Below are 18299 nucleotides of genomic sequence, written 5' to 3'. Positions count from 1 at the left end.
TCTCTATTTCATCTCTTATTTTCTCGTAATTCTAACAACGCAGAAACCTCGCTCATACTGAGATTAAACATGTTGCTTTCTAAATCAATAGGTACAAAATAATAACAAACTATATCTGCACCAAACTCATCTTCTAGCTTTAGCCATTCTGCCCCTGAAAGCACGGTAAATCCGAGCGTATCATCGCCAAGGCTTTCAGCAAGCCAGCGCACCTCATAATCAGGTTTAACGAAGTCGTTGAAATATTTGATAGTCACATCCCTGTCTTTCTCATCACCGTAGGGAATTAGCAATTTTTTATTGCCCTTTTGTAGTACAATATCGTCACCATACTGCTTTCCATTGCTAACGGTTTGAATGTCGATAGGCTCATCCATCATGTCATTAAAATAGTTCACCACATCTTCGTCATCCTCGCGCCAGTCAATCCAGATGATAGCTTCGGAATCAAATAAATCATCTAAATCCATATCATGACTAAAGAAATCTTTGACTAATTTATACATATCTTCCATAGGCTCTCTCCTGCATATCACTTATATTTTTAGGTAGAATACAACACCAGTATCACCACTTTAAAACAACTCTATAAGGTTTCGTATATCACATCTTGTTGAGCCGTAAAGTTTTCATCAAAAGGAACCAAAACATATAGATGTCCTGCTGGGGATTCTCCCACATCATAGCCTAGTGCAAATGCATCGTAACAACCTGATTTATCCAGCATTATATCCGTTAGCGTTAGTACAACAGACTCTTCTTGCGGTATTCCCTTTTGTATGAGCCCCTTCGCCAGTTGGTCTAATTCATCTAATTGGACATATAATTGCTCCCATATTGATAGTGAAAGTACATCATCCTCAGTATAACCGGTACAACTAATATTAAGTTTTTTAAAGGCTTGTCCTACAGTCTCTAAACGATTAGTGCCCAATCGGCAAGATACAAAGTAAACACCATAAGGTTCTTCAAACCAGCTTTCAACATTCCATAATGTCATTAATTCCGATTTTCTCATTAGGACTCTCCATTAATTGATTATCCTGCAATATCTGCATCAACAGGGTTCCCATCCGCATCAATATGAGCCATGATACAGTGCCCCCAGAAAATATCATCATCGTCATAATAGACCTCTATGGAGCCATCGTTACGAAACGCCAATTCACCCATCGTAATACGCTTAGCAAATACGTCTGACGTAATCGGATCTTGATCGTCATTGTCGAGCCAATCATTAGCAAGGTCTAGCAATTTTTCACTAATATATGTACTAATTCGTTGTTCAAATGCTTTGAAGTTATTGATTTTATTGAAAGCAGCCAATGCTACGGTACAGCTTTCATTAGAGCCCTCATCCACATCAAGGGTGAATGCATAATCATCAATTCTCGCTGTGTAATATTGATACTCTCGATTTAACAGGAAATCGCCCTTGTCGGTATGAAGGTATTTAGGGCTTTTCAAATAAGCCGACAACGCCTCCAACTCGCTATGTTTAGCATGTTCCTCTAACACCTCAAGCACATAATAGCGATTATTCCAAGAAGGACGCATATAACCCAAGTCCTCTATAGGTTTTGCTTTCTTAACCAATAATTTGTAAACGCCATGGGGCTCAAAACTATACCCCCAACCATTATCAAAACCTTCAATAATCCACGTCAAAATGCCTTCGCTACGGTCAAGCACGCCAGTTCGAGTATCTAAGATAGCATCGGTAGACACTAGTGGTCTATGGTACTTCTCTAAATAAGGACTAGCCCCATTTACATCACTGCGCGGCAATGCATAGATTTCAAACTCTTCCGATTCAAACTCTGCTTCATATTCTGGTAAACGTACAATACTCATATGACTCTCTCCTATTCATCACAAGCGTTCAGCTACATCGATTCTATGTAATAGTTCTTTTCCTAGTTCTTTGGCTGTTTTGAATTCCTCATTTGAAAGCACCATAAGTACAAAGCTATCGGTTCCGATGTCCATGCCTGCTAACGTATAGTTTTCCCATTTAGAATTAAGATCAGCACGCCAGTCCATAATAACTTGATCTTCATCTAATGCTGATAGGTCAATAATTAGATCTTCGCCGGTATCTAAAGACTTGTTACGTATTAATTTCTGTACATAATAAATAAAATCCTCTAATTCACATTTACAGCTTAGCTCTACAGCATATCCTTTAGCTACTAGTTTCTCATAGAAATTCCACCAACTATCTTCTAATTCTTCCATGGAGCGCAACTTAGCCTTGGTCATAAACGATTTAGCTTGTTTAGCATCGCCTAGCAACAACGTTGCTAACTCTGTAAATATAGGTCGCATCTGATTGATATCTAGATACGCTGCTTCTACACCCAAACTACAATCAGGTACTCTGCGTTTTTTCACAAAGGCCCGCATCATCTTCACTGCATCAGGATAACTTACATCAGCCATACGATACGTCTTACCATCTATGTCTAAGAATATATCGACTGCATCTGGTGTTTTTCCTACACGCGCTTTCATCGCAGTGCAACCATCGATGGCATGAGGTGGATACAATTCTATATACATGAAAAATCCATCATGCATAGCCTTTAGAGTATTATCTATTCCTACTATATTAAAACCATTTCGATTATAATCAGGGCACTTCAAACGCCATTCTTCGTAATCATCAAACAGTTTTTCTTGAATCCAATTGTAAAAGCTCATATACACTCTCCCCTATACACTGTTGCTTACATATAATGTCTAACTGAATATGTAACTAAATATGTAACTGAATATATATCTTAATTATATCATTATTAAGGACTACTTATCATAAAACTTATGTTTAATTAGCATATGAATAATTTTTGATAAAAGCAGGTTTTCAAACCTATTCTGCTCTATAGAAACGGTGTTTTAAATTTCAAAACTTAAAAAGAGCCAAGAATTAAATCTTGGCTCCTAAAAAGGCATAATACTAAAAAACATATGCTCATTAATTATTTTTTTGGTGCGCCTAACCGGAATCGAACCAGTGACACGCAGTTTAGGAATTTTATCCCTATAAAACTTTACATAAATTATTTTTTTATAATAATCCAATAATCTAGCTTTTATAAAAAAATTAATGCACTTATCATTGTAATTCTATGATTTAATACAATCTATTTTCTTAAAAAAACTTATACAATCTAGAAAAAAGGCTTATAAATTGGCTTATAAATACTATTGTTTCCACAAAGTCAATAAATCTGCATTTTCACTATTAGGAGATTTTTCTGATAATAGTTTATCTACTTGTACTAAAATTGGTAACTCATAACTAGTCCCCGTTATAACACATTGTCCTGGGGCTAATATTGGAATCTGCTTTTTAGAAACAGAATCCAAAGTACTTATCGTATTAGAAATCATAAATAAATCATTATCATTAACTAACCTATGAATAAAATAATTATGAATTTGTGACATTATAGTTTGGGAAATATCTGCAGGTCTTTGGCTTGCTATGGTTACATAAAACCCAAACTTTCGGCCTTCTTTTATTATTTCCTCAAAAACTTCTAACCGATAATCTTTCCAAGCCTGATCCTCTCTTTTAGATTGTTCAGACAATATATTATGAGCTTCATCTATAATTAAATGTGTTGTATGTGTAACTCCAGTTTCTTGCTCAATAATTTTTTTCTGTAAATCATACAAATAATTAACCAAAAGTAATGGGATAAGTTTTTTAGCAACTGTATTGCACTCTTTTAATGAAATAATAGTTAGCCCCTCATCTAAACTAACATTATTACTTATATCAAATATTTTATTAATAACAGCTGACTGACTTTCAATTCGACTAAGCAAAGGAGCGACAAAATCATATTGTATTTTATTATAACATATACAGTAAATAAGATGACAAATTATACTTATAGTAATTTTATGAGTAATCTTAACATTGTCCCTTATTTCATGACCTTCTAATGCAGATTTTAAGCACTCCTGAAATTCATTTCTATCTGTAATTATCGCCTCATCGGTTTTACTACTTATATAGCTAGCAGTAGTGCTCCCATCATAATATGTTTCATTTTTTGAATGCCATTTAAATGAAAGAAGATTTATTATCTTAGAAGACCAAATATCCTTTTTCTGCTTATCAGTTATCTCTTCAATACTCTCAATAACTTTATTTAGAAGTAGCAAAGACTGAGAATTATTATTACATTTAAAAACATTGTAAAATGCACTTCCAATTCCATCTATTAAGGTATCGATAGAAATATCATTAGTTTCCAAATCAATAAAATATTTAATTGCATTATGTAAAAAAGGTTTTTGAACTTTTTCTGTAGCAGAAAAAAGAATTGCAAGTGTTTCTATGTTCCAAAAGTATTTTGAAGGTAACTTTAATTTCTCTCCAGTTTCCCTATTAGTTGATAATCTAATCACTTTTTTTTGATTAGTTAATATTGACTCCCCGACATATTCCCCATTAAAATCAATCAAAAGAAATAATGACTTACCCCTCAATTGAATTTTGCTTTGTTTATCTAAGTTAAAAAGCTCTGTATAAATTTTTGCTAATGTATTAGATTTCCCACTACCAGTATTACCAAAAACACCTACATGAGTATTAAATAGCCTTTGCCAAGGGAGTCCTATCGGAACAGAACTAGATAATGTACTTCCAAGTGGAATCAGATTATCATCAACCACTTTATTAGCCGTTAAAATTGTACTAATCTCTTCAAAAGTAAGCAACGTAACTTCCGAATAAATCAGTGGAAATAATTTCAAACCATATTCAACCTTCCCCTTTATTAAGCTCCCTATAATCGATACCTCAATAATTCTTTGATATCGACCTTTAGTAAATGCATGATTTGTAGGATCCTTAAATAGGTCTTCTAAATATTCACGTTCAACACGACCAATTATCCTATTAGCACCCCTTATAATACCAACATATGACCCATTGGAAATACCAGCATAATATATTCCATTATAATGTACTTGTTCTAAATTAGTTCTATCATTCATTAGAATTCTAACTTTAGTGCCATTAACCTCAATTACATTCCCAATAACATAGGATATTTTCATCACTCAGCTCCCAATAATTTTAACAAATAATCAAAATCCCCTCTAATACTTTTCATAGCAACATCAAAATCTGGGAAAAACTGAACATTATTATAGCCTTCAAAATAACTTTTCATCGTCTTATAACTTTTTTGGGAAAATGAAATTATAATCACTTGCAACTCGGGATTCAGTAAAGATCTTTTTACTATAGATCGAATATGTTCATCTGCAAAAGAAAAACCAAAAACTATCAATGTTGTTTGCTTCTTCTCAAGTTCATAACTAAAAGCTCTCAAAAACTGATAGTAGTATTGATTAAATACAGTTTCTTCAAACTTTCCTTTATTAGGACTAACTATAGGTATCTGCCTATATCGTTCATAAAAATTCTGTAATAAATCATTACTAAGCTCACCACCATCATTAGCTATATTTTTTTCATTTAGTTCTTCTACATATTCATCCAAACTAGTGGCCTGTAATGTTTCAAGACGATTCAATACAATCTTTTGAATATTATCATTTATTATTTGATTTAAATTATTAAATAAAGAAAAATTCTCATCTACTAAAATATATTCTTTATCCTCAGAATATTTCCACAAAACAGAGCCATGTAATTTGTATAAATTTATCATAGATAATTCTCTATGATAATTATCGTTAAAACCACTATGCAAAATATTTATATTATAGTTTTCTGAATTTATGACTTTTTGAAAAAATCCTCTCGAACCATCATTAAACCACAATAGAGGCATATTTTGCAAAGAATAGTCAAATGTCTGTTCGAACAACAAATCATAATTTGTGGTAAAAAGATTAATTCTTTTAGGCTGATCAACTCCCGTATTAGCTAAATATTCAGCCATCCATTTAACAAACAGAAAATAGTTGTACACAACTAGCTCTTCATCATCTAGTTCATCTTTATCTTTATCAATAATATTTTTTATTTCTATTAGTTTTGTTGTTTTATTAATAATAGATGAATAATAGTAAATATACAAAATAACCTTAGAGTTATCACTTAAACTTTTATGTGTTAAGACATCCTCAAAAGAAAATTCTACATTTGTTGGTAAAGCAAGCGTCTTATATAATGGAGTACTCATCCCAGAACCAATCAAAAAATTTATATGATTTCCGGCAATCTTTTCATATAATTCCCCATCTATAATACTATCAACCCTTCCTAGATTTTCTGCCTTTACTTGTTTTTTCTTCAAATTCAATTTCTTTTTTGGTTTTTGCATCATTCCACTCAAGCGCATATTCAATAGCTAGAGCTTGCGCTTCCTTTCGATCTAATTCAAGCCAACTACTAATACGTTTTACCAAATCAATTGAATAGGTCGCATATAATTGGCATCCTGTAGCTAAACTAGAAATATGTAATCGTATAATTTTAAAGCTAATATATTAGGTTCTTTCGTCGGTCAAAAGATAGAATTACCTAGCCATGATTTTTTCTAATGCCATATACAAGCTGATTAATAATGGATATCCATTTATACGTAAATTTTCATCACTAGATGCAGCTTTATGTGAAAAAGATTCTTTAGTTAAATAACCTAACAGAATATCTTCACTAGAAATTGACTCCAAAGTATCAGCTATTCTTTCAAAATGTTTCTGTATAACATTATTATTATGTGATTCTAATAAAAGAAAATTAGCTCCAACTATTGCTAAATCATCAGGTCCAATACCAGATTGAATACCGTATGTTAAATATTCATTTTGTGTAATCCCAATCAATCCCTCTCTAGCATCAAATTCTACTTTATTAGAATAATCATATTGAAAACTAAGTTTATATGTACTTTGATCTAACATCCAATTAAAGTAAAAATCGTGCCGAATTGGGATATCCGTTAATTCTTTCAAAGCACAATAAATAAATTTGAATCTATCACCAGTAATGTTATCGGATCTATAAAAGACTTAGATAAACGTAAAGATAATGCAGCTAATTCAGCACATGAACGCACCACAGCTGACTTAAAACGGATTTTCCAAAATATTGAAGAGGCAGGTATAGCTTATAGTAAAGGACAATGTGATCGATTAAATAAAACAATCGAAAACTATGAAAAAATGCTAAATAAAGGTCGTGAAGCACTTGAATTTTGAAGTTTTGGAAAAAAGTTATTAGTAGTTATTCTTAGCGCTATGCTCATCTTCCAATTCTATTATAATTACAAACTAAATAATCATTTAGAGGAGTTATATACACAAATAAATATGATACACACCCTTTATAAAGGAGAAACGAAGTACTGGTTTGATGCTAATAATCAAACTACATATGTTGAAATCCAAAAGGCACACAATCAGCGAAAATAGCCCTCCGCAAATTTTAATAATAAATGGATGCATTCCTTTAAGAGCTTTAAAAGGAGAATTAAGATGAATAAAAACTGACTCACCATAAATGAAATAGCAAGTTATCTAAATGTATCTCGTACAGCGATTGTAAATGCAATTAATCGTAAAGAGATTCCAACAACTCGAATAGGTCGTCGTATTTTAATAAAACAGAATGGTTTTCAACGATATCTACATAATATAGAAATCAAAGGTAAAAACGATCTATGAAATGTCGTAGTAATGGTGAAAGTAGTATCTTTCACGATAAAAAGCGTAATCACTATGTTATCAGACTAACCTACGAGGATTCTCTAGGTATAAAAACGGAAACATATTTATGGAACTACTGCTGCAGAAGCAAAATATAAAGCAAAAGAATGGAAGAAAGCTAGCCTATCTAAAGATAATAAACTGACTAAAAATCCACTGATTAGTAAATGGATTGATGAATAGTTAGAAACTTATGTAAAAAATGCTGTTAGACCTGCTACATATAAAATCTATAGAGTATGCCTAGCTCCTATCAGACAAGCCTTTACTAAGCACCGACTAGATCAATTAGAACCGACACAACTTCAAAACTATCTCAATAAACAGTTAACGCATGGCGGACGAAATCATACTGGATTACCTCCTTTTACCGTTCGAAATCAACGCAGATATTTCGCTAACTGTATTGATACTGCCTTAAAACTAGGATTAACTAAATCTCCAAAATAAACCAAAGCAGAGATACAACCACTCTCTCAATACGAAGCACAAATATTAATCAATCAAGCACAACAATGGCTAGCGGGAGCCAAAATAATTAAAAACCCACATAAGATAATAGTCTCCGCAAATCTATATATAGGTATCTATATTGCCCTTGAAACAGGAATGCGTTTAGGAGAAATTATGGTCCTTCGATGGAGCAATATAGTAATTGATTCTTATATCACTGTTCAGAGGTCAAAATCAGAAGTTAAAGAGCAAAATATAACCTCACCTAAAGCTGGAATTGGAAGGAAAATACAGATAAGCCAACGCCTTATATCAGCTTTAAAAAAACACAAAAGGATTCAAAACACTTATAAGAAAGAACTAGAAGATCTCTATGAAAATGATTATAGAATTATAGGTGGGTTACTTGGTAAAGGCTTTCATGCTCGTCATTATAGCTCTAGGTTATTTAAGCAGCTACTACAACGAGCAGGAATAGATAGACGCATAAGATTTCATGATTTAAGACATACCCATGCCACACTTTTACTTCTATCAGGTGTAAATCCTAAAATCGTACAAGAACGACTAGGTCATTCTAGTATTAATGTTACTTTAGACATTTACTCTCATGTAGCCTTAGCCGATCAGGATGTCGCAATCACTGCATTAGATAAATTAAATTTATAATATATGCGCTTTTAATTCTGTATTGCTGTTACAATACCATCATCTATATAAACATATTGGTTACCATAAACCAACTGTTCACTTACTCCATTAGCTGTTTGTGTACGATTCACTCTCATAGGGTTACCCCATTTTTGTATAACTGTATTTTTACTGTCACCAATATGTATGCTATGAGCTTCCTTTTCTTTATTTTCAGCCTCTACCTCATCAGCCAATGCTTTTAATTTACGATTTACTTCAGCATCTTTAGCCTCTTTTGCTGCTTTGAGTTTATCTATACGTTCTTGATCTTGCTGAACTAATACTGGATCAACATTATTTATTTCTCTAATTTTATCTGCGAATTCCCCATTAAGAGCATCTTCAGATAAACGATTTACACTGTTTTTTGCACTAACATAATGTTTTTCATTATAATCAATAATAGCTGTTGCTATATAATACATATCCTTTCCTTTTTGAGATTTCGCATCAACTAAAGATATAACATCGTATTTAGCAGCTTTATAATCTTCTGAATGTAAATCTTGTACTACTTTATCATAATATTTCTTCTCAGAAGCACCCATTCCATCATTATCATTCCCACAGCCTACTGCTAAAGCAATAAAAATAATTGATATTAATATTAAAATCCCTGAAATTATTTTTTTTGTCATATTTCAATCTCCTAATAATACTAACACTTTATTGTAAACTGGCTTATCATTTGGCTTATTTTCCCCTAATTTTAAAATCCAAATAGTTATTAAACACAGTATTTATCTATGGTGCGCCTAACCGGAATCGAACCAGTGACACGCAGTTTAGGAAACTGCCGCTCTATCCAACTGAGCTATAGACGCATGTATACTTTATTATATCGTTTTTAATAAAGTATACGCAAGGCGTCCTTATTGTTGTAGGTATTGGTTATTTACTTGTTTTTGTTCTTCTGGGCTAAGGTTTTGGTAGCCTTTTGCCAATGCACTAACCCAGGATCCATAGGCAGGGTTTGGGAATACTACAAAGGTAGTGCCAAAGTCTTTTTGGTGGGCATCGATGATGGCATTTCTTTCAACTAAAGTCTTGCCTTTTGTACCAATAGGGAAGTCTCCTGCATTATCGCCCATGTATACAACGACATAATATTTTTTAGCAATCATATCAAAGCGAGGTTGTTTATCAGAGTCTTTTTCGAATAGTAGTACATGGTCTTTATCGACAGATGGGAATCCTAGTTCTTTAAAGTTCTGTATCGTTACGTCAAGGTTTACAGGTGCGTAGCGGTTTGAAACATAGAAGATTTCTACCCCTTGTTTATGAACTTCATTTAAAAATTCAACGGCTCCATGCATGGCTTGCGATTTTCCTTGATGTACGGCTTGGCGCCACCAAGGTGCATCAAAACGACCATTGCCGTTTGCTATACTTTCACCCATCAACTTGGTATTGTCCACTACTGTTTCATCCGCATCAAGAACGATAGCTAAAGGTTTTCTTTGATGAGATGGATCAGTAACGGCCATCTTAACGGCATTCATTGCCACATTGTACCCTTGATACGCCAACGCTCTGTACTCTGCAGAGGTGCGCATCCATAGCAAACCCATCGTTTCAGTTTCGGCTTGGTACTGTTGTTTTTGCTTGAGGGCTTCCTGTGCCGCTACATCATTAGCTACTACATTATTAGCTACTGCATTATTAGTTACTGTATGATTTGCTGTAGCACTAGCTACATCATTCTTAGCTGCTGTAACAGTAACAGGTTGAGCTGGTTGAGCCTGCGTTACAACAGCAGCAGAAACAGGGCTATTTACTTTCACCGTCTCTGGAGAATTCGCCTGTACTACAGAACCCACACAAAGGCTTCCTCCAATGCAAGCCACCGCCACATACCATGCCAAACTACTAGATTTCATAATTGCCTCCTATTCACATATAACATTACGTGCAACTTTAATACATCATATAACTCTACATAATTATACTAAAATTCTTTTGAAATTTGTATATTTTCAACACAGCAAAAGGGCCCTTACTACACATCTTTGATGATTCTTAACTTAGATGTGATTAGCAAAGGCCCTTTAAAGGTTTTTATTTGTTTATAAGATAATTGGTATCAGTGTATAAAACTTTTGTGTGAATTTAGATTTTTTATAGATTTGTTTTTTATATAAGTGTAAGAGAGTTATTAGTTAAGAAAGTTCTTTTCAATCGTTAGTATTGTTTAGATTAACTGTCTTTTGTGTTGTTTAAATAGGATGTATTCCCTTATTTTACATCACTAAAGTCAATGTCCATACCTAATGCTTTAGCAACGCCTTCACCATAAGCTGGATCGCATTGGTAGCAATGTTTTGCATGACGTTCTTTGATAAAATCAGGTACGCCATTCATAGCTGCTGCGGTGTTATCAAATAAGACTTGTTGTTGTTCAGGGCTCATGAGGCGGAACAGTTTACCTGGTTGTGTAAAGAAGTCAGAGTCGTCTTCATAGAAGTCATATTGGTAGGCTGGGCCAGATACGTCGAGAGGAGGATTTTTAAATTCTGGTTGTTCAGCCCATTCACCAAAGCTATTTGGTGCGTAGCCAATTGTAGACCCATGGTTTCCATCTATACGTCCTTGACCATCACGATGATAGATATTTACAGGACATTTAGCGGCATTAACAGGGATTTGATAATAATTTGCCCCTAAACGATAGCGTTGCGCATCCGCATAGGAGAACAAACGACCTTGTAGCATTCTGTCAGGAGAGAAAGAGATACCAGGAACGATAGTTGTTGGTGCAAATGCAGCTTGTTCTACATCTTGGAAATAATTTTCTGGGTTGCGATTAAGTTCCATCACACCAACTTCAATCAATGGGAATTCGTCATGATACCATACTTTTGTTAAATCGAATGGATTGTATGGCATATTGTTAGCTTGTTCTTCCGTCATCACTTGGATGCATAATTTCCATTTCGGGAAATCGCCTTTTTCAATAGCTTCAAAGAGGTCACGTTGGTGACTTTCACGGTCACTAGCTACCACATTAGCCGCCTCAGCATCGGAAAGATTTTCAATCGGCTGTTGGCAAACCCAATGGAATTTAACCCATACGCGCTCATCGTTTTCGTTGATAAGACTGTATGTATGACTGCCGAAACCATGCATTGTGCGGTAGGATTTAGGAATACCACGGTCACTCATGACGATTGTTACTTGGTGGATCGCCTCTGGCAAGCTAGTCCAGAAATCCCAATTTGCTGTCGCATCGCGAAGATTTGTTTTCGGATTCCGTTTTACAGCGCGGTTCAAATCAGGGAATTGCAATGGATCGCGGATAAAGAATACCGGTGTATTGTTACCTACAAGGTCCCAGTTTCCTTCTTCCGTATAAAATTTTACGGCAAAGCCACGAATGTCGCGTTCTGCATCGGCCGCACCGCGTTCGCCTGCAACCGTAGAGAACCGCACGAATAACGGCGTTTGCTTGCCTACTTCAGAGAAAATTTTTGCTTTCGTATATTTTGTAATATCGTTAGTTACTGTGAAAGTACCAAATGCACCGGATCCTTTAGCATGCATGCGGCGTTCAGGAATCACTTCACGCTCAAAATGAGCTAATTTCTCCATGAGCCAAACATCTTGCATCAATACAGGACCACGTTTACCTGCTGTAGCAGAGTTGCGATTATCTGGTACGGGAGCGCCAAAGGCGGTTGTTAGTTTCTTTTCATTATTCATGTTACAAACTCCTACTTAGAGATCAAAATGAAAGTAATTTACTTTACATAATTTTTAAATCATATATCTCAATTACGATAAAAGTTATTAATGGATAATTATTATCCATTAATATGTAATTAGAATAGCACAAATTTTTTAACAAAACAACCCTAAACCTTTATAAATTTTGTATACACGATATCATTTATAATTTTAAAATGAGAATTTCAATGTTATATATTTAAATGCTGTTAAGATGTACCTATAAAAATACGCAAAACAAAAAAACACCTTGTTTCTACTAACTTGTAGATCACAAGGTGTTTTCATTCAATTTATGCCGGACGACTCCAATCAACTTGTACGTCGATCGCTTCCCACATACGTGTTAAAGCTAACTTAAGATTATCCAAAGATTCTAATGGTTTTACGGTCAATCGTTCATACGTATCAAGACCTGTAGCATGCTCAATAGCATGTTCATTATTCAAGTAAGCGATTACCTTATCAACCCACTCTTGTTCAGGTAAATCTACGGACACTGTTTTTGTTTCTGTATCATAGGACAAGAAACCATTGCTGTTTACGCCATAATGGATGGCCACACGAAATAAACTCATATCTATACCTCTCTTGCGGTAATTTATTAACACTACACCCATATTGTAACATGAACAATTATATTAGCGAAAGTATTCAATATAAACTTTATAAGTCCTTTTTGACGGTCTTTTTAGGTTCTTCAATAGATGCGTGTGTATCTGCAACTGTAGACCGATTAGCCTCTTTAGTCGAGCCTACATTAACTTTAGTAGATGCCCCATCCTCTTGACCAAGCTGTGCATCCACGGCCGCTTTCAACTCTGACCGTTTCCTACGTATTCCATTGTCTCCGTGAAAGCGCTGCCATAATGCACCACTCATAACAGCAGTCTCACCAAATTTAGACTCTAACGAATCTAACACGCTAGCAAGCTTATCCTCTGTTTCATCCTGTGAGGATTCAAAGAGACTATCCTGCATAGGAACCTCCTCATCGAGACCACTCACAGTAAGACCTAATAGTCGTATAGGGCCAGGCGGATCCATACAGGTAAGCCCTTTAGAACTACTACATTTAAAATTCGTAAACTTTACCTTTGTAGTGGCCCCTAAGGGTTCCGTATCTTTCTTAGCCTCTTTAGGCCGCTTACTCGTCTTATCCTGCATCAATTTATTCCACAGGATCAATGCTGTTTCGAAAAATACATGCTCCTGGTCTGATGGTGTATCTAGCCGCTTCTGCCGTGATACAGTAGTAAAATCATCATACCGAACCTTGATAGATACAGTATGTCCATGAAGGTTACGCCTCCAAAGCCGTTTCGATAGACGGTTCGCAAAGTACCTAAACTCTAATTCAATAGCACGGCCCTCTGTGAGGTCTTCTTCATAGGTTTCCTCCGCTCCAATTGATTGTATCTTGCGATCTGTTTCAACAGGTCTATCATCGATACCATTCGCCAGTTCCCATATGCGTTTTGCCTGATTCCCCACGAGAGGAATTAAACTGCTTTCATCAGGCAAAGACTGAATATGACGCATCAGGTGAAAGCCACCGGCTTTCAAAATTTTCTCTGTCCGAGGACCAACACCCCAAATACGTTTAATAGGCAAAGGAGCCAACACCTCTTTTTCACGACCGTATGGGATGACCACAAGACCATCGGGTTTATCTAAATCAGAAGCCAATTTAGCAAGAAATTTATTGGGTGCTAAGCCTGCAGAGATAATAAGTCCTGTTTTCTCGAATACACGATCTTTAATGGCTCGCCCTAGCGCTTTAGGGCCGCTATACATGGTGGACATGCCGCTCACTTCAAGAAAAGCTTCATCAATAGATAGAGGCTCAATGTAAGGGGTGAATTCTTTCATAACGGAAAAAATTTGGTTCGACACCTCTTTATAGCGATCCATTCGAGGATATACATAGATCCCATCAGGACAGAGTTTCTTAGCCCTCGAGATTGGCATCGCAGAATGAACACCAAATTTTCGGGCCTCATAGGAACAGGTAGCTACCACACCACGTGAAGAAAGACCACCCACGATTACGGGGTGGCCTTTATACTCTGGATGATCCAGTTGTTCTATGGACGCGAAGAATGCATCCATATCAACATGCATAATCCAACGTCTCATTGTTACGCTTCTTTTTCGTGCTCAGAAATGCGGCAGTATTTAATTTGCGCGCAAATGCACTCATCTTTAGTTTTGTATAATTGAGGGAGAATATCTAAAATATCCGCAAATGTAGCTTCATTAATGGAGTAACGCGTCCATAAACCATTACGTTGAGAGTTAACTACACCTGCATCAATTAAGATTTTCATGTGGTAACTCAACGTAGATTGAGACAAATTGAAGCTCGCTAAAATATCGGCTGCACATAATTCATTGCAAGACAACATATCGATGATGTGTAATCTTGTTTCATCGCTTAATGCCTTAAAAATCGTCGCTAAACGTTCGTAAGAAACTTCAACCATATCTTTAACTCCTCAGATCCTTATCAAAAAATATCAATCTACTTCTTGGTACTATTATATACTATTTCTTAATGTAAATCTATTTTTTTCTTTATATTTGTATCTTAATAATTTATTATGAATACAAAAAAATTATAGATAAGTAAATTTCGCCTAATTATAAACTAATTTAAGCACGTAGCTATTTGTATAAAATGAATATTTTAAACAATTTTTTATTTGATAGGTTTATTTGAATATACATTTTTCTGTATATATAACAATTACACTCTATTATTTGTTATATATTTCTCGATATACTCACACTCTAATAACTATAAAGCATACTTCGATATACCGCACTACTGTAGCAACCTAAAGGATTAGATATAGAGGATCCACGTTTGTATTCTGCATCCATTCAATACAAAAGACCCCTCTGTGAGGGGTCTAATCTGTATAATTCTATAAATCGATTGCATAGCGAGAAATGTTAAAATATATAACACTCTATCAATGCTACCAAATGCAAATTTTCTATTATATCAAATTAGTATAGCTTAGAATACATTTACTAAATCGATAGTTTGGCTACGGTTAGGACCAACAGATACAATGCCTAAAGGCACACCTGTTACTTCTGCAATACGTTCTACATATCTACGAGCATTTTCAGGCAATTTATCATATTCGCGAATACCGGAGATATCAGTTTCCCAACCTGGCAATGTTTCGTAAACTGCTTCACAAGCTTCAAGATCTTTTAAATTAGCTGGGAACCCTTCTACGTCTTTACCATTCAATTTATAACCTACGCAGATCTTCAATTCTTTAAAAGTATCAAGAATATCCAAGCGTGTAATAGCTAAGTAATCAAGGCTATTAAGACCTGCTGCGTATTTTACAACCATGAGGTCTAACCAACCACAACGACGAGGACGACCCGTTACAGTGCCGAACTCATGACCAAGTTCACGAAGGTTATCGCCAGTTTCATTAAGAAGCTCTGTAGGGAATGGACCTGCACCAACACGTGTAGCATACGCTTTTACAACACCAAAGATGTTTTTCAAGTAGTTAGGACCCACACCAGCTCCGGTGGAAGCGCCACCTGCGATTGGATGAGAGGATGTTACAAATGGATAAGTACCATGATCAAGGTCGAGCATAGTAGCTTGAGCACCTTCGAACAATACCTTTTTATCCTCTTTTACAGCTTTAAGAACAGCCGCATTAGTATCTGTTACATAAGGTTTCAAGGCTTCAGCGTATTTGATGTAATCCGCTAAGATTTCATCGTAGCTAACAGGTTCAGCATCGTATACCTTAGTAAGCATTTTATTTTTGAACTCTACATTGTACGCTAATTTTTGTTTAAATGTTTCCATATCATACAAATCGCAGATACGGATGCCGATACGATTAATTTTATCAGCGTAGCAAGGACCAATACCATTTTTAGTAGTACCGATTTTAGCATCCCCTTTAGATGCTTCTTCTGCAGTATCTAGAGCGATATGGTATGGCATGATTACATGTGCACGATTGGAAACTTGAAGGGATTTAGCAGATCTGCCTTGCTTTTCAAGGCCTTCAATTTCTTGTAGCAGAACTTTAGGGTCGATAACAACACCAGTACCCACGATATTTTGTTTGTTATCGTATAAGATACCACTTGGTAAAAGGCGAAGTGCAAACGCTTTATCATCAACTACAACAGTATGACCCGCGTTATTACCACCTTGACTGCGCACCACAACATCCGCACGTTCTGCGATCCAGTCAACAATTTTACCTTTCCCCTCGTCACCCCATTGAGTGCCGATAACCATACTAGTTGCCATATCTATATCCTCCATATGAAAGTCTAAATAATTCAATATCATTATACAACAATGTTCGGATTCTGTGAAAGTATTTATACAAATTCAATCTTTAGTTTCTTCCAAACGCATGGGCTATTTTGGTTCTTTTAACCAAAAACTCATCAATAGGCCTATAACACCTACCGGTATCAAGGTCATCAATGCCGTTTGTACGTCATAGATGTCTGCTAGATGGCCTACATATGGTGCTACAAGGCCACCTAAGGTAATGCCAAGACCTAGGGTAATACCGGACGCAAAGCCTGCATTTTTAGCAAGATATTTTTGACCTAGTACCGTAATCGGTCCGTATTGTGAGAATACACCAAAGGCCATTGGAATCATGGCACCGAAAAAGCCACAGATGTTAGGCACAAAGATAAATACTAAAACAGAAGGCAAGAAAATCAGATTACCTAAGCGCACAGTTTTAAGAAATCCCAGACGGTCAGATAAGGCCCCTCCCATATAGGTAAGGACTGCACCCATCGCAAAGTACGCAGTAAGGGCCAAACTAGATGCACTAGCTTCACCATTAATAACAGTAATATACAAAATAGGAATAAAGATAGCCAATACAGAGAAGAGTATAGATCGAGAAGCAATCACAAAAAATAACTTACCGAAGCTCACCCAATCATTTGTACCGGTACTAAGAACCTTAGCACGGCTTTCACGGTTACCAGTATCAGCAGCATCAGCAATATCAGTATCATCGGTATCAGCTTCACCCTCACCCATAAAGGCATAAAGATATAACAATACACCAAGTAGAGCGATAAGCGTAAATACCCAAAGGAATTGTCCCCCAAAGACGTAAACACCACCAGCAATAAAGGGTCCCAACGCAAAGCCCGCACTGCCGCCGACTGCAAAGCGGCCCATGGCGTTACCGATTTCATGAGATTGCGTACGATTTACAAGAAGAGCCGCCTCGGGATGGAATAACGCAGCACCTACCCCGGCCAAGAGCGACAAAGCAAGAATCATTTCGTAACTCGTAGCCAATGCCATAGCGCTAATCGACACAAGAGTCACCGTAAACCCAACGGGAATAAACCAGGGTACGCGCCACCGATCTGCCACATAGCCCAATACGGGCTGTGCGATGGAGGCCACCACGGTGTTACAGAAGATAATGGTCGCCGATTGATAGTAATTAAGGTCAAAGTTAGCGATAAAAAACGGAATGAGCGCCGCTAAGGAACCTTGACCAAAATCATTGATGCAATGAAAAATAGGCGGTCCGTACTTTCGTATCATACGTTTCATATAACCTCCTAAAACAAATAGATAATTTCTAATGTAAGACGAGTATATAAAAGCCTGCTAGGAAACTAATTTATAATTACCTGTTAAAATTATATACTTCTATCTAAAATGGTATATTGCTTTT

At 35.8% G+C, this 18299-nt stretch carries 17 protein-coding genes and 1 tRNA gene; 2 read left to right on the top strand and 16 right to left on the bottom strand.

All coding sequences use genetic code 11. The features are described 5' to 3' along the window. Positions 1-8 precede the first annotated feature (8 nt). The 7 genes from KH286_RS03570 to KH286_RS03540 form a co-directional block, all read right to left on the bottom strand. On the bottom strand, positions 9-515 hold the full coding sequence (locus KH286_RS03570; RefSeq protein WP_278617619.1) for a hypothetical protein: 507 nt from the start codon (positions 513-515) through the stop codon (positions 9-11). Positions 516-586: 71 nt separating this feature from the next. After that, positions 587-1018, bottom strand: a complete 432-nt coding sequence (locus KH286_RS03565) for a hypothetical protein (protein ID WP_004698248.1) — start codon at positions 1016-1018, stop codon at positions 587-589. A 20-nt stretch (positions 1019-1038) separates the two neighbouring features. Further along, complete coding sequence (locus KH286_RS03560) at positions 1039-1854, bottom strand: DUF2262 domain-containing protein (protein WP_278617618.1); 816 nt, start codon at positions 1852-1854, stop codon at positions 1039-1041. Between the two features lie 18 nt (positions 1855-1872). Continuing rightward, positions 1873-2703, bottom strand: coding sequence for a DUF6630 family protein (locus tag KH286_RS03555; protein ID WP_278617617.1), 831 nt, complete (start codon positions 2701-2703; stop codon positions 1873-1875). A gap of 504 nt (positions 2704-3207) precedes the next feature. Then, entirely contained in the window at positions 3208-5079 is a 1872-nt protein-coding gene (locus KH286_RS03550; protein ID WP_004698195.1) for an ATP-binding protein, read from the bottom strand. Then, positions 5079-6320 carry an SIR2 family protein gene (locus KH286_RS03545; RefSeq protein ID WP_176605614.1) on the bottom strand — a complete coding sequence of 414 codons (1242 nt, stop codon included), beginning with the start codon at positions 6318-6320 and terminating at the stop codon, positions 5079-5081. Before KH286_RS03545 ends, KH286_RS03550 begins: the two co-directional genes overlap by 1 nt. 193 nt (positions 6321-6513) lie before the next feature. Further along, complete coding sequence (locus KH286_RS03540; protein ID WP_141561820.1) at positions 6514-6951, bottom strand: hypothetical protein; 438 nt, start codon at positions 6949-6951, stop codon at positions 6514-6516. Positions 6952-7494: 543 nt separating this feature from the next. Here KH286_RS03540 and KH286_RS03535 point away from each other — a divergent pair. Next, positions 7495-7662: a helix-turn-helix domain-containing protein gene (locus KH286_RS03535; protein ID WP_278622091.1), complete on the top strand. Its 168-nt coding sequence runs from the start codon at positions 7495-7497 to the stop codon at positions 7660-7662. A 504-nt stretch (positions 7663-8166) separates the two neighbouring features. Then, positions 8167-8826, top strand: coding sequence for a site-specific integrase (locus KH286_RS03530; RefSeq protein WP_423838149.1), 660 nt, complete (start codon positions 8167-8169; stop codon positions 8824-8826). Between the two features lie 11 nt (positions 8827-8837). On the opposite strand, the gene KH286_RS03525 is transcribed toward KH286_RS03530, so the two are convergent. The 9 genes from KH286_RS03525 to KH286_RS03485 all read right to left on the bottom strand — a co-directional run bounded on the left by KH286_RS03525 (position 8838) and on the right by KH286_RS03485 (position 18175). Then, positions 8838-9488, bottom strand: coding sequence for a hypothetical protein (locus tag KH286_RS03525; protein WP_004698281.1), 651 nt, complete (start codon positions 9486-9488; stop codon positions 8838-8840). A 109-nt stretch (positions 9489-9597) separates the two neighbouring features. Next, positions 9598-9674: transfer RNA gene (locus tag KH286_RS03520), tRNA-Arg, on the bottom strand. 48 nt (positions 9675-9722) lie between these two features. Next, positions 9723-10730: a 5'-nucleotidase, lipoprotein e(P4) family gene (locus KH286_RS03515; RefSeq protein ID WP_278617616.1), complete on the bottom strand. Its 1008-nt coding sequence runs from the start codon at positions 10728-10730 to the stop codon at positions 9723-9725. 355 nt (positions 10731-11085) lie between these two features. Then, positions 11086-12549: a catalase gene (locus KH286_RS03510; RefSeq protein WP_278617615.1), complete on the bottom strand. Its 1464-nt coding sequence runs from the start codon at positions 12547-12549 to the stop codon at positions 11086-11088. A 317-nt stretch (positions 12550-12866) separates the two neighbouring features. After that, positions 12867-13151 (bottom strand): hypothetical protein, encoded by a 285-nt coding sequence (locus tag KH286_RS03505; protein ID WP_004694573.1) that lies wholly within the window; start codon positions 13149-13151, stop codon positions 12867-12869. An 88-nt stretch (positions 13152-13239) separates the two neighbouring features. Next, positions 13240-14712: a DNA polymerase IV gene (gene dinB / locus KH286_RS03500; protein ID WP_278617614.1), complete on the bottom strand. Its 1473-nt coding sequence runs from the start codon at positions 14710-14712 to the stop codon at positions 13240-13242. A gap of 2 nt (positions 14713-14714) precedes the next feature. Beyond that, positions 14715-15059, bottom strand: a complete 345-nt coding sequence (locus KH286_RS03495) for an ArsR/SmtB family transcription factor (protein ID WP_004694570.1) — start codon at positions 15057-15059, stop codon at positions 14715-14717. 539 nt (positions 15060-15598) lie between these two features. Then, positions 15599-16882: an adenylosuccinate synthase gene (locus tag KH286_RS03490; protein WP_278617613.1), complete on the bottom strand. Its 1284-nt coding sequence runs from the start codon at positions 16880-16882 to the stop codon at positions 15599-15601. Between the two features lie 114 nt (positions 16883-16996). Next, positions 16997-18175: an MFS transporter gene (locus tag KH286_RS03485; protein WP_278617612.1), complete on the bottom strand. Its 1179-nt coding sequence runs from the start codon at positions 18173-18175 to the stop codon at positions 16997-16999. Between the last annotated feature and the right edge of the window lie 124 nt (positions 18176-18299).

The sequence above is a fragment of the Veillonella parvula genome, from assembly GCF_018378075.1.
Taxonomy (GTDB): domain Bacteria; phylum Bacillota; class Negativicutes; order Veillonellales; family Veillonellaceae; genus Veillonella; species Veillonella parvula_K.
This window is presented reverse-complemented; position numbering and strand designations above follow the sequence as displayed.

Excerpts from the sequence above, each read along its gene's own strand:
- KH286_RS03570 (WP_278617619.1), bottom strand. The coding sequence starts at position 515 with ATGGAAGATATGTATAAATTAGTCAAAGATTTCTTTAGTCATGATATG.
- KH286_RS03565 (WP_004698248.1), bottom strand. The coding sequence starts at position 1,018 with ATGAGAAAATCGGAATTAATGACATTATGGAATGTTGAAAGCTGGTTT.
- KH286_RS03560 (WP_278617618.1), bottom strand. The coding sequence starts at position 1,854 with ATGAGTATTGTACGTTTACCAGAATATGAAGCAGAGTTTGAATCGGAA.
- KH286_RS03555 (WP_278617617.1), bottom strand. The coding sequence starts at position 2,703 with ATGAGCTTTTACAATTGGATTCAAGAAAAACTGTTTGATGATTACGAA.
- KH286_RS03550 (WP_004698195.1), bottom strand. The coding sequence starts at position 5,079 with ATGAAAATATCCTATGTTATTGGGAATGTAATTGAGGTTAATGGCACT.
- KH286_RS03545 (WP_176605614.1), bottom strand. The coding sequence starts at position 6,320 with ATGATGCAAAAACCAAAAAAGAAATTGAATTTGAAGAAAAAACAAGTA.
- KH286_RS03525 (WP_004698281.1), bottom strand. The coding sequence starts at position 9,488 with ATGACAAAAAAAATAATTTCAGGGATTTTAATATTAATATCAATTATT.
- KH286_RS03515 (WP_278617616.1), bottom strand. The coding sequence starts at position 10,730 with ATGAAATCTAGTAGTTTGGCATGGTATGTGGCGGTGGCTTGCATTGGA.
- KH286_RS03510 (WP_278617615.1), bottom strand. The coding sequence starts at position 12,549 with ATGAATAATGAAAAGAAACTAACAACCGCCTTTGGCGCTCCCGTACCA.
- KH286_RS03505 (WP_004694573.1), bottom strand. The coding sequence starts at position 13,151 with ATGAGTTTATTTCGTGTGGCCATCCATTATGGCGTAAACAGCAATGGT.
- dinB (WP_278617614.1), bottom strand. The coding sequence starts at position 14,712 with ATGAGACGTTGGATTATGCATGTTGATATGGATGCATTCTTCGCGTCC.
- KH286_RS03495 (WP_004694570.1), bottom strand. The coding sequence starts at position 15,059 with ATGGTTGAAGTTTCTTACGAACGTTTAGCGACGATTTTTAAGGCATTA.
- KH286_RS03490 (WP_278617613.1), bottom strand. The coding sequence starts at position 16,882 with ATGGCAACTAGTATGGTTATCGGCACTCAATGGGGTGACGAGGGGAAA.
- KH286_RS03485 (WP_278617612.1), bottom strand. The coding sequence starts at position 18,175 with ATGAAACGTATGATACGAAAGTACGGACCGCCTATTTTTCATTGCATC.